Below are 12382 nucleotides of genomic sequence, written 5' to 3'. Positions count from 1 at the left end.
GATATTAATATTTAGTAGATAGGAAAAAAGAATGAAGTCATTTTTACTAATTGGACAGTCAAATATGGCAGGTCGTGGATTTACACATGATGTGTCTCCGATTTATAATGAAAGAATTATGATGCTGCGAAATGGCAGATGGCAAATGATGACTGAACCAATTCATTTTGACAGGCCGGTTGCGGGTGTAGGGCTTGCGGCATCATTTGCAGAGGCTTGGTGTGAGGATAATGAGGGAGAAAAAATTGGTCTTATTCCATGTGCAGAAGGCGGCAGTTCCATTGATGAGTGGTCGACAGATGGAACATTATTTCGTCATGCAATAAATGAAGCTAAATTTGCAACGGAAGACAGCGAATTGGCAGGAGTACTATGGCATCAGGGTGAAAGTGACAGCCAGGATGGAAAATACAAAGAATACTATGAAAAAATGCAAAGAATTTTTCATGAAATAAGAAGAGAATTATCCATACCTAATATTCCATTTATCATAGGTGGTTTGGGTGATTATTTGGGTAAGGAGGCATTTGGCGCAGGATGTGTGGAATATCAATTCATTAACGAAGAACTTGAAAAATATGCACAGGACAAAGAAAATTGCTATTATGTTACTGCTAAAGGACTTACATCTAACCCAGATGGTATCCATATTAATGCCATGTCACAGAGAAAATTTGGCATAAGATACTATGAGGCGTATCATAAAAAAGAGCATATATATGAACCATTGACAAATGAAAATGAGTTGGTGGATAAATGCCATAATAGAGTGAATACCTCAACAGAAAAAACATATATAACACTGGAAAGATTTACTTTGGGAAAGATTTCTTATGAAGAGCTGATGAAGGCTTTTTCGTAGGAATATGGCGGCAAGAAATTTCAATTTGAAAGGATGTACTCTATTATGGAAATCAAAATATTAAAACAAGATTTATCAGTATGCAAAGTTAAAGATTTATCCCAAGTGGATTATTCAGATGAAATCTTCTTTATTGGAAAAACAGATGAGGAATTGTCTTTGGTTTGCAGTTCAGAAAAAGTGCCGGACAACGCCATTGAATGCGATAACGGCTGGAAAGCATTCAGGATCCAGGGCGTTTTAGATTTTTCGCTAATAGGAATTTTATCTAAAATATCTTCGTTGCTGGCTGAGAATAAAATCGGGATATTTGCAGTATCCACATACAATACGGATTACATTTTAACGAAAGAAAGTGATTTTCAAAAGGCTGTCGACGTTCTTAGCTGTAATGGCTACGAAATCAGACAATAAAATTCTCGTTTTTTGAGTTGAATTATAGTTTTATATCAGCCGAATGCAATCCCGAATACACACAGAGAGGTATTATCATGAAAGAAAATATATTATTTCAACTAGATATGTGCTGGCAGCTTTATCTTTATCATATGAACGATCTCGGGGAAGAAGAGGCACTATGGGTAATCAATCCGGAAGGGCTGCAGGTACACAAAGAGGATGAAGGCTGGCGTATAGACTGGCCTGAAACTGAAAGCTACGACCCAGGGCCGCCCAGTATTGCATGGACTTTATGGCATATTATGTATTGGTGGAGTTCTGCATTGGATTACAACTTTGGTGAAGGTACTTTAGAGAAAGAAGACATTCTCTGGCCTGGAAGTATTGAAAAAGCAAAGGCAGAAATAAACTCCCTGCATGATAAATGGGTTTCAAAGCTAAATGATTTATCAGATGCAGACTATGTTTCTAAGCAATATACCAAATGGCCGCTGACTGATCGAAGTTTTCTGGATACTGCCTTATGGTTGAATGGAGAATTGATGAAAAATGCAGCGGAAATAGGTTACGGACGATTCTTATATAAAACCTGTCAAAAATAAGCAGGAAAACGTGACGGATATGGGAGGAAGTGTATGACATATGCAGCATTGTTCCGGGGGATCAACGTCGGAGGAAAAAACATTGTTAAAATGGAAGAATTAAGGCGGTTTTTTCTTGATTTGGGAGTATCTGAAGTAAAATCTTATATTCAGAGCGGCAATGTGGTTTTTGAAACGGATTTGGAAGAAACATATTTACAAGGAGCAATTCATAAAGGTTTTGCTGAACACTTTGGATTTGAAAGCCATGTGATTTTGCGAAATATAAATGAAATAGAAACTTTAATTACCCGGATTCCGATTACGCCGGATGAAATTACAGCAGCAGAAGCGTTTGATCCGAAGGTAGAACACCTTTATGTCTGTTTTTTAGATACTGTGCCGGAACAATCACAGATTGACTCCATTTGCAAGGAATATGTGGGCCGGGATATGTTATTGGCGGGGAAGAAGGAACTATATCTTTTATGTTATGAAAGCGTACGCAATTCAAATCTGGCAGTTCATATAGCAAAGGCGTTTCCGGTTTCCACTATGAGGAACTGGAAAACTGTTAATAAATTGTATGGTATGATGACTGGTCTGTAACGCTTGCGTTATTCTGATGAGTTATAGCAGATGAGATAGGAATTACGAAAGGATATAATCCATATGAGCAATGCGTTAATTGTTTATTATTCACTTTTCCGTAATACGGAAAGTCTGGCGTTAGAAATAGCGGTACAAACTGGCGGTACTTTAAGAGAGTTAATTCCTGAAAAGAATTATTCTTTTGATTATAATACAGCTGCAAAAGAAGTGAGAAACCAAATCTCCCGGGGATATGCACCTAAGCTAATATCCGGATACGAACCAATAAATGATTATGAAACAATATTTATAGGATCGCCTAACTGGTTTAAAACAATAGCGCCGCCAGTTCTGAGCTTTCTTAGGCAGCATGATTTTACAGGCAAAACTGTGATTCCCTTTTGTACTCATGGAGGCGGCGGATTTGGACAAATTGAAAATGATATATCCAAAGAATGCTCTAAGTCCTTAATCTTGCCAGGTATTGCTGTAAACGGTAATGCTGAACCTGAAGATATTATAAATTGGCTTGAGGCAATTGGTTATCAATGACAAGAAGTTCTAATTTTGCGGATGAAACAGCAAAGCATGAATTTTACAGGTGATTAAAATGAAAAATTTTAACAGGACAAACTTATCCTTTTCACTTTGCGGCCTTAATTGCGAGTTATGCCCGATGCGCTTAGATGGGCATTGTCCCGGATGCGGAGGCGGCATAGGAAACCAATCTTGTGCAATCGCAAGATGCAGCATGCAGCATGATAAAGTTGAATACTGCTTTCACTGCACGGAATATCCATGCCAACGGTATGAGGGGATAGAGGAATATGATTCATTTATTACCCATCAGCGCCAATTAAAAGATATGATAAAGGTCCAGGAAATGGGAATAGAAGCTTACAATGCGGAACAGCGTCAAAAGGTCAAAATTCTGAAAACTCTTCTGTCCGATTATAACAGCGGACGTAGAAAAACATTCTATTGTGTTGCGGTAAACCTATTACCCTTGAAAGATATAGAAAATGTGATGGGACAGATTGTTAAAAATGTTTCATTTTGTGACTGGACAGCAAAAGAAAAGGAAGAAAAAATAGCTTCTCTTTTTCAGGAAATTGCAGTCGAGCAGGGGCTTATACTTAAGCTCCGTAAAAAGCCGGTTAAAAAGAGTGAATAAAGATTTACAGGAGCTTCGACCGCTGAATCATTGGTCATAGTGGAGGTGAATATGGATAAGCGGATACAGGAAGCTATTTTAAATTTACAGCGGAATAATATGGCTGGATATTTTGTCGAAACCAAAGAAGAACTGCTGGAACTTATGGCATCATTAATAAAAAGCGGAGAACGGGTTGGCTGGGGTGATTCTGTTACGCTGGAAGAAACCGGGGTGTTTGAATTTGTCCGCAGCGGAAACTTTATACTTAATGACAAGCACCAGCCTGATTTAACGTCGGAGGAAAAGAGGGAGATATATCTGAAAAACTTTGATGTTGATACATTTCTGACTGGTACGAACGCCATTACACTGAATGGGAAGCTATTTAATATCGATGGAAACGGGAGCAGGGTTGCGCCCATGCTGTACGGGCCCAGGCAGGTAATCGTTGTGGCCGGTATCAATAAGCTGGCAGATACTGTGGAAGATGCGATCCATCGAACAAGGCAGATTGCGGCACCTTTGGATGCGGTAAGGCTTAATAAAGATACACCGTGTACAAAACTGGGCAAATGTATTGATTGCAGGCACGCACAAAGGATTTGCAATGATTTTGTGCTGATTGCAGGACAATTTGTGAAGAACCGGATAAAAGTGATTTTTGTTAATCAGGAATACGGGTTTTAATTGGTGAATAAAAAATTCCTAAGGAGGGATGCAAGTTGAGTAAATATAATTTATTATGGGAATATGTTCAGAAAAAAGGGGATCAATCATTCAAGTTAAGTTTTGAGGAAATCAAGGATATTGCCGGAATTCCCTTAGATCATTCTTTTTTGAACTATAAGAAAGAACTGGTAGATTTTGGATATCAGGTAGGCAAAATATCTATGAAGGAACAGACTGTTATTTTCAACAAAATTAACTGATCAATTTCTCTTTCTCAATATTGAAGAAATGCATATACCGGAAATAATATCTTTTGACTTTGGAAAGGGAGTAAACAATCAACACTTATATATGGCTCAAGGAGGTGCTCTGGTGTTTAATGCTGGAAACAGAATTGTGAACAATTGGATTTATTCTATTCCAGAAGGATTTGTATTAATTGATACTGGATATGAAAACGGATTTGCACACCTTAAGAAATGGTTGTCTTCACAAAGCATAGATATAAGAGAGATACGCTATATCTTTTTGACACATGCACACGATGATCACGCAGGCTTTTTGAATGAGCTTTTTGATGAATTGCCTGATGTACAGGTGATTATGAGTGACAAAGCTATAGAAGGGCTATATCGGGGACAGAATTCATTTACCGGAGGGTGTACCAGCCGGCTGGCTCTGTTTTTCTGCTGTTTCATGGGATTTGTGGGAAAAGGCGCCCATCGTTTTCCACCGTTGAATAGGGAATTTGAAAAAAGATGCATTGCTGTGTCGGACTACAATCGTGAAGAGGCGGGAGTGAAGCTGAATGGTTCAATTATAGATACACCTGGGCATACCGGTGATTCCATTTCCCTCTTCCTCAATGACGGCAGCTTGTTCTGCGGGGATGCGGCAATGAATGGATTCCCAAGCCTGTACAAAATTGCAATTTGGGCGGAGGATAAAGAAGCCCTTCTTCAGTCTTGGCGAACAATTATTGGGCTTAAGCCTGCAAAGATTTATCCGGGGCATGGAAACCCATTTGATTACAGTGAATTAGAGAAAAACCAGTGTCATGTCCACAAAATGAAGCTGTACCCTTTAAACAATGCAAAATAAATAGAATGTGGAATTCAATAAACTTGAAAGGGGAACGATCAATGAAATACTATAAAAAGCTGGTTGGCAGCAAGGTTTACTTATCACCTATGTGTTTAGACGATGCTGAAACCTATACAAAATGGCTCAATGATCTTTCTGTAACTGAGAAACTTGGCACGTCACATAACATGGTATCTGTTTCTGGTGAACAGGAGTGGATAAAGGAGAATTCTCAGGGCACACAATTCGCCATAGTCAAGGCTGAAAATGATGAACTCCTCGGTAATTGCGGATTTAATTCTGTGGATCAGATACATCAATGCGGGGAAGTCGGGATATTTATAGGCGATGAAAAAAATCGGAATAATGGCTACGGATCAGAAGCAATGGGACTTCTTGTGGATTTTGGATTTAACTATTTAAATCTTAATAATATAATGCTGAAAGTTTTTTCCTTCAATGAAAATGCAGTGAACTGCTACAAAAAAACAGGTTTCAAAGAAATTGGGCGCAGGCGTCAGGCGTATTACTTAAAGGGCAAATATTATGATGAAATTTTCATGGATATCATACGGTCGGACCGGCATGAATATTAGCTTAAATGAAAAAAGACAGTTGATATGATAGACAGTTTTAACATAATTCAATTTTTGCAGCAGCCGGAACAGATAGTACAAATTATTTATATTTTTCAAGAAAAGCTTGACTATCACCTTGGGTATTGGCTTAAGCTTTTGTTGAGGTGATAAATATGTTAATAAATCAAGTTAGCAAAACAACAGGCTTAACTAAAAAGGCAATAGAATATTATACTTTACAGGGGCTTATTTCGCCCTCCATTTTAGACAACGGATACCGGGACTACAGCAAAAATGATATTGAAACCCTAAATAAGATTTCTATACTGAGAAAGCTTAACTTAGGAACAGATGAAATAAGAACCGTTCTTTCTGACAAGTCCAATACTGCTTTACAAGCTATTTCCGCCAGAAAAGAACTGGATTTTCAAAGGGAAGCGGTCAGAAATACAATCCTCAGTAAATTAAGCAGCGGTAAATCTTATTATGAAATTAGTACAGAACTGCAGGCCCTTGATCACAATAAAACAATTACCGAAAAGCTTTTAGAAGCCTTTCCGGGGTATTATGGCAGATTTCTCTGTCTGCACTTTGCCCGGTTTTTGTACGAGCCTATTAAAACAGAAACTCAGCAGGCCGCTTATGAAACGATAATATCTTTTTGGGATAATGCTCCGTCATTTGATTTACCGGAAGAATTGCAGCAGTATTTAATCGAGGGTACAAGGCATATTGGCACAGAGCAGATTAAAGATATGGTTGAAAGCACAAAGAAGTCCATAGAAAATTTCGATGATTTTCTGGCAGCAAACAAAGAAGCATTAGAACAATATCTGAAATTTAAGCAGTCCGATGAATATAAAAATTCTCTTGCTTATAAAAGCATAGAAATGTTAAAATCGTTTAATCGTACAAGCGGATACTATGATATTTTTATTCCGGCGCTTAAGCAGTTGAGCAGTTCATATGCAGAATATTGCAGACAAATGGAAACGGCAAATGAAAAGCTATTGGTTCAATACCCGGAGATTTCGAAATTAAATAACTAAAGATAATGGGTACTATGTTATTTTTCACTTCCAGAATCTTTACATGTAATGATACCCAAAGATACTCCAAATACACCTATTACAACACCTGTAATAAAAGATATAAGTGTATTACTATTGTACCATATGAATAATGAACGTCTGAAGACAATAGGCAAATGGAAGGAAAAAATGATGAAAATTGAAAAAGGCTGCCTGAATGATATAAATGAATTAGAATGTCTATACAATGATTTAAATGATTACCTTGAGACACATATCAATTTCCCGGGCTGGAAAAAAGGGGTATATCCTGTAAAGGAAACTGCCCTGGAAGGTATTAAAGAAGGCAATTTATTTGTAATTAAAAATGACAAACATATCGTAGGCAGCCTAATTCTAAGACATGAGCCGGAGCCGGCTTATTCCAGTGCTGATTGGAAAATAGAGTTAGATTATAAAGACATCTTCGTCGTATACACATTTGCAGTGCACCCTCTTTATTTAAAACAGGGAGTAGGAAAGGCACTGATGGATTTTGTTATTCAGTACAGCAAAGACATGAATATAAAAGCAGTTCGTTTGGATGTGTATGAAAAAAACACACCTGCGATTTGCCTTTATAAAAAATATGGTTTTCAATATATAGATACGGTGGATTTAGGCTATAGCGAATATGGCTTGGATAAATTTGAACTTTATCAAAGACTTTTATAAATTTACCACTGACCACAGGATCTAAGCGAGGTACTCCAATGGATAAATATATGGATAAGATACTTTATAATGAATATGGAATCCGCGTGCAGTCTTTGCAGCAAGTTCCTGCAGGCTGGTCAGCATCTGCATGGAAAGTACATTCTGATTGCGGTGATTATTTTTTGAAGGTTTATGATAAGCATAAGCCCTCCACAAAAAGCTGGGTTGCAAGAATCGACAGTTATATGCCGGTTGTTTTATGGTTATATGAAAACACAAAACTTCAAAAGAAAATGATAGCACCGATTCTGACCAAAGATGGAGATTATAAAATAGAAGATTCATCTTTTATTTACATGGTGTTTCCCTTTATCCAGGGCTCAACCCTATGCAATGAAAAATTAAAACCAGAGCAGATAGATGAAATTGCGCAGATTATTTCCGAACTCCATCTTTATGGTGCTGAGATACCTGTACCGGCGAACAGCTTGATTGAGAACTTTGATGTTTCGTTTTGTATGATTTTAATCAACCGGCTTAAGAATATACATGGTTCTGTTTACTTACAAGAGGTATTAAAACCCTATATAACAGAGCTTATTCAAGCGATAGAAGAGCTTCAAAGTATGGCGCGCTGGCTGCAAAATTCTCAAATGAGATATACCCTATGCCACACAGATATACACGGCTGGAATCTGATACAATCTGAAAATCTCCTCCTGATTGATTGGGAGGGATTGAAACTCGCACCTGTAGAAGCCGACCTCTTTTCGTTTACTGAAACGTTCTTCTTTGGTTACGCATGGGACGAGTTCATAGCTTCTTACCGTGGTGTGCATAAGGACTATGAGATTAATGCCGATGCAATGCATTTTTACAGATTGCGGCGCAGACTGGAAGATATCAGTGAGTTTGTTGAAAGTATCTTGTTTGATAATCTCGAACAGGATGATATGAGCCAATCACTTAATTATTTGAAAAAGGAATGTGAACTGCTGAATGCAGTGCGCTGACAGGAATATTCACTTCACAGCTTTCGCTTTTCAATAAAGGAGTTTCTATATGAATCAAAAAATATATGAATTTGATGAAATCATCCATAAGGTTCCTGACATGGACGGCGCATATGTGGAAATTCCGTTTGATGTAAAGGCGGAATTCGGCAAGGGACGTGTACTTGTTCATGCTACATTTGATGGTGAGCCATACGATGGGCAGATGGTGAAAATGGGCACGCCATGCCACATCATTGGCGTACGTAAAGATATCCGGCAGAAAATAGCCAAGCATCCGGGTGATATGATTCATGTAACTGTACAGGAACGAGAGAAAAGTTAAGGTCAAATATGTTCTGGAAAGGCGAGGATATATATGAAAAGAATGATCAGTTCATTATTAATCAGTTTGATAGCCCTGACTCTTTGCGCCTGTTCTGTAAATGATGGTGCCAAAGAGCAAAGCTCAACATCTCCCTCCATAACCACACAACCCGTTACTGAAGGCAATAAAAACAGAGAAATGACTGCCACCGCCTATTCACTTGGTATCACTGCGAAGAATTATCCAATCATTGATGGATCAACTTCCACATTGCCCCTTGTACAGGCCATATATCGGGCGATGTACGGTGATGAAGCATATGGAGACAGTAGCTACCCGAAAGAAGCGTCGAAAACCGTTCCTTCCTACCGTCGCCTGATCCGAGGGGAAGCCGACCTGATTCTCGTTCCCTATGCCTCAATTGATGTACTGGAAGAGGCAAAAAATGCAGGAGTAGAACTGGAATTCCACAAGATTGCTTCCGAGGCCCTGATATTCATTACTTCTGTTGAAAATACAGCAGAATCCATAACCTTAGATCAGGTTAGAGAAATATATCTGAACTATGGGATTACCAACTGGAGCGAGCTGGGAGGGCCGGATAGAAAGCTGGTTCCCATTTGCCGGAATTCTGACAGCGGAAGCCAGTCTCAAATGGATAATCTGGTTTTAAACAATGAGGAAATGCACCCTGATATTCAGAATAATTATGTGGAATTGACTATGGAAGGCATGCTGGAGCTGGTGGCATTTTATCATGGAGGAGGAATGTCCGGAAGTCCAACTAACAGCTATGCGTTGGGCTATACCCTTTATACCTACCTGCAGCAGATGAATGAAGTCACTGGAATTGGTGATCGTCTAAAAATTCTTTCCTTTGATGGAGTACTCCCTACAGCAAAAAACATAGCAGACGGCCATTATCCGCTTGCAAACGGCTATTACGCAGTTGTTCGAGCTGATCTTTCAAATGATCATAGTGCCCGTAGCATTATCACATGGCTTCAAGGAGAAGAAGGTCTAGAGGCTATAGAAAATCTCCAACTGATTCCCAGTGTAAAATAAACGCAGTAAGAAATACGGTGTATCCCAATTCACTGAAGGAAATAATTTGCCGGAGAGGATCATTGCATCAATGAAAAATATAACTATTGGAAAAATAGGTTCAATTATCACGGGAACAGCAGTTTTAGCCTTTGCAATCTCTATGCTGATTGGTCTGTTTTCAGATACTATTTTTGTAAGCTGTTTATCAAGTATATTTATAGCTATTGGTTTTTTACCATTTATGACTGCACTTTATAGTGTAAATGAGGATAAAGAGAAACAAGCATGCGGTATTGCAGGTATTGGTTTTGCTGTTATTTATGCTGTTTTGGTTTTTATTGTCTATTATGCGGAATGTACTACAATCCGCATGAATAAAGGACTGAGTGAAGCAACACTGTCTATTATCAGCTATGGGCATTTAGGCAGTCTGTTCTTTAATTATAATTTATTAGGATATGCTTTTATGGCATTGTCAACATTTTTACTGGGTACAACGCTAAATGTAGATAATAAAGGGGATAAGTGTTTCAAAGCAATGTTAATGATACATGGAGTGTTTTTTATTGTGTGCTTATTTATTCCTATGTTTCCTATCTTTACAGACGGAACAAGCAACGTCGTAGGAACGGTAATATTAGAAGCATGGTGTATTTATTTCTTGCCCATATGTGTGCTTGGATATAGATATTTTAATAAGCAGTACAGATAAACTCCTATTGAAAATGTATCATTAAGCAGGATTACAATTTTACAGAAAGAGAGGACATCAGCCATGAAGACACACACGACAAATTATTCAAATGTTTTTATAGAAACATCAGAGGACTGTCCGGTAAAAATCGCTGAAATTCCACCCGATAGAGAACCCAAAACAGCGGTAAGGCTGGAATACGAAATGTTGGCTGACAGTCCATATAGTTACACCTCAGATGATGTGATATATGAAACAAAGGGAGTGCCAAAAGGAATCAACCGTGAGACGTTTTTTTCAAAAGGTCAGCCATGTTTCAGGGCTTCAGCACTGACTAAGCGATATGGCTGGGGTGTTCATAGTGATGCAGAAGGCAAAATCGCCATTTATGCCATGGAATCCCCAGAATATAGTCATTTCGTATCCGACGAATCAATCGAGCATATAAAGGCCATGCGAAACAAGAAAAAATGAAAATAATCAGGAAAAGTCATTTACCGGCAATCAGGTTGGTTGATGAAATAAGATGTGAAAGTATAGCAGCAGATTATCAATATATAATGAGACAATAAAACAGGAATTTATGGAGGAAAAGTCTTGAATATACAACTTATTTATGAGCCCCCAACAGCACAGGACTATGTGAATCTCCGGTTACGTTCTGGGATGGGAAATAAAGATTTGAAGAGAAGTCAGACTGCCCTGGAAAATTCTTTGTTCACAGTATCACTTTATGACGAAAAAAGGCTTGTTGGATTTGGCAGAGTCGTTGGTGACGGAGGAATAACCTACGTTGTGAGCGATATTATGGTGGACGAAGAATATCGGCGGAAGGGTTTTGCAGAGCGGATTATGGGTGCAATTGATATTTATTTTGAGGAAAATACACATGAGGACAGCTATATCTGTCTGATAGCAAACCACCCTGCTGATAAGCTTTATCACAAACATGGATTTAAGTATTTACCAGAAGATAAATGCGGAATGCTGCGAAACCAGAATAGTGACAGCACCAAACTCTGAGCCTGATTCGCAGAAGGAAAAAATTTATCGGCAGCCGTATTATCTGGTGGAATGTGCTGGAAAAGTATGGTTACGGATTTTAAAGCTGTGTACGAGATGGTGAAACAAAGGTTTGTGACCGGAAAGTCTGATCTTAATATATTATCGAAACAAAAGATAAAATTGAAAGTCTTTTGAAAACTATAATGGAAAGGCAAAATACACATATGCAAGAATTGGTAGTAAGGAAAGCAACTAATCTGGATATGAACGATATCATGAAGCTACAGGTAAATGTATTTTCAGGAGAACAGAAGATCCCTGAAAATATGATTGAGGTGATCGGAGAAGAGACTGTCCAATGGTGGTGTGTCACGGTAAATTCATCACTTGTAGGAGCAGTTGCAGCATGGAGAGAAGATAAACAGACTCATTGGGGAAGATTTGCAGTAAACAGTGATTATAGGGGGAAACAGATTGGTACAGCGTTGGCTAAGTACTCATTGGAAGACTTGTTTTCACAAGGAGTTAAAGAGGTATATATGGAAGCACGGGAGGCAACGGTGAAGATTATTTGTGGTATGGGCGGAAAAATTGTTGGTAAGCCTGTTTCATTTTATGAAGGTACAATCACTCCGGTGCTCATATGCGAAGAAGATTATTATAGATAAAT

The 12382-nt window shown here is 38.4% G+C and carries 19 protein-coding genes; all 19 read left to right on the top strand.

The window, feature by feature from the left end; all coding sequences use genetic code 11:
* Positions 1-31: 31 nt before the first annotated feature.
* The 19 genes from V7M78_RS08805 to V7M78_RS08710 all read left to right on the top strand — a co-directional run bounded on the left by V7M78_RS08805 (position 32) and on the right by V7M78_RS08710 (position 12380).
* A complete protein-coding gene (locus tag V7M78_RS08805) occupies positions 32-862 on the top strand; it encodes a sialate O-acetylesterase (RefSeq protein WP_333648536.1) in 831 nt (276 codons plus the stop codon).
* 45 nt (positions 863-907) lie between these two features.
* The gene (locus tag V7M78_RS08800) at positions 908-1276 is read left to right on the top strand and encodes an ACT domain-containing protein (RefSeq protein WP_333648534.1); all 369 of its coding nucleotides are present in this window, start codon (positions 908-910) and stop codon (positions 1274-1276) included.
* A gap of 77 nt (positions 1277-1353) precedes the next feature.
* Positions 1354-1863 carry a DinB family protein gene (locus tag V7M78_RS08795; protein ID WP_333648532.1) on the top strand — a complete coding sequence of 170 codons (510 nt, stop codon included), beginning with the start codon at positions 1354-1356 and terminating at the stop codon, positions 1861-1863.
* A 33-nt stretch (positions 1864-1896) separates the two neighbouring features.
* Positions 1897-2451 (top strand): DUF1697 domain-containing protein, encoded by a 555-nt coding sequence (locus tag V7M78_RS08790; protein WP_333648530.1) that lies wholly within the window; start codon positions 1897-1899, stop codon positions 2449-2451.
* 63 nt (positions 2452-2514) lie between these two features.
* Positions 2515-2985 (top strand): flavodoxin, encoded by a 471-nt coding sequence (locus V7M78_RS08785; RefSeq protein ID WP_333648528.1) that lies wholly within the window; start codon positions 2515-2517, stop codon positions 2983-2985.
* A gap of 58 nt (positions 2986-3043) precedes the next feature.
* On the top strand, positions 3044-3607 hold the full coding sequence (locus V7M78_RS21620) for a DUF3795 domain-containing protein (RefSeq protein ID WP_442914637.1): 564 nt from the start codon (positions 3044-3046) through the stop codon (positions 3605-3607).
* Positions 3608-3658: 51 nt separating this feature from the next.
* Positions 3659-4276: a lactate utilization protein gene (locus V7M78_RS08770; RefSeq protein WP_333648526.1), complete on the top strand. Its 618-nt coding sequence runs from the start codon at positions 3659-3661 to the stop codon at positions 4274-4276.
* 35 nt (positions 4277-4311) lie between these two features.
* The gene (locus V7M78_RS08765) at positions 4312-4518 is read left to right on the top strand and encodes a hypothetical protein (protein ID WP_333648524.1); all 207 of its coding nucleotides are present in this window, start codon (positions 4312-4314) and stop codon (positions 4516-4518) included.
* A gap of 112 nt (positions 4519-4630) precedes the next feature.
* The gene (locus V7M78_RS08760) at positions 4631-5359 is read left to right on the top strand and encodes an MBL fold metallo-hydrolase (protein WP_333648522.1); all 729 of its coding nucleotides are present in this window, start codon (positions 4631-4633) and stop codon (positions 5357-5359) included.
* 41 nt (positions 5360-5400) lie between these two features.
* On the top strand, positions 5401-5937 hold the full coding sequence (locus V7M78_RS08755; RefSeq protein ID WP_333648520.1) for a GNAT family N-acetyltransferase: 537 nt from the start codon (positions 5401-5403) through the stop codon (positions 5935-5937).
* Between the two features lie 155 nt (positions 5938-6092).
* Positions 6093-6968 carry a MerR family transcriptional regulator gene (locus V7M78_RS08750; protein WP_333648756.1) on the top strand — a complete coding sequence of 292 codons (876 nt, stop codon included), beginning with the start codon at positions 6093-6095 and terminating at the stop codon, positions 6966-6968.
* A 171-nt stretch (positions 6969-7139) separates the two neighbouring features.
* Complete coding sequence (locus V7M78_RS08745; protein ID WP_333648518.1) at positions 7140-7664, top strand: GNAT family N-acetyltransferase; 525 nt, start codon at positions 7140-7142, stop codon at positions 7662-7664.
* A 38-nt stretch (positions 7665-7702) separates the two neighbouring features.
* A complete protein-coding gene (locus V7M78_RS08740) occupies positions 7703-8659 on the top strand; it encodes an aminoglycoside phosphotransferase family protein (protein WP_333648516.1) in 957 nt (318 codons plus the stop codon).
* Between the two features lie 49 nt (positions 8660-8708).
* Entirely contained in the window at positions 8709-8984 is a 276-nt protein-coding gene (locus V7M78_RS08735) for a DUF1905 domain-containing protein (protein ID WP_333648514.1), read from the top strand.
* Positions 8985-9017: 33 nt separating this feature from the next.
* Complete coding sequence (locus V7M78_RS08730) at positions 9018-10031, top strand: PstS family phosphate ABC transporter substrate-binding protein (RefSeq protein ID WP_333648512.1); 1014 nt, start codon at positions 9018-9020, stop codon at positions 10029-10031.
* A 70-nt stretch (positions 10032-10101) separates the two neighbouring features.
* Positions 10102-10725: a hypothetical protein gene (locus tag V7M78_RS08725; protein ID WP_333648510.1), complete on the top strand. Its 624-nt coding sequence runs from the start codon at positions 10102-10104 to the stop codon at positions 10723-10725.
* 63 nt (positions 10726-10788) lie between these two features.
* Positions 10789-11181 (top strand): DUF6157 family protein, encoded by a 393-nt coding sequence (locus V7M78_RS08720; protein WP_333648508.1) that lies wholly within the window; start codon positions 10789-10791, stop codon positions 11179-11181.
* A gap of 123 nt (positions 11182-11304) precedes the next feature.
* A complete protein-coding gene (locus V7M78_RS08715) occupies positions 11305-11730 on the top strand; it encodes a GNAT family N-acetyltransferase (RefSeq protein ID WP_333648506.1) in 426 nt (141 codons plus the stop codon).
* Between the two features lie 206 nt (positions 11731-11936).
* Entirely contained in the window at positions 11937-12380 is a 444-nt protein-coding gene (locus tag V7M78_RS08710) for a GNAT family N-acetyltransferase (RefSeq protein WP_333648504.1), read from the top strand.
* Positions 12381-12382: the final 2 nt, after the last annotated feature.

This window comes from Lacrimispora sp., assembly GCF_036758025.1.
Taxonomy (GTDB): Bacteria; Bacillota; Clostridia; order Lachnospirales; family Lachnospiraceae; genus Lacrimispora.
This window is presented reverse-complemented; position numbering and strand designations above follow the sequence as displayed.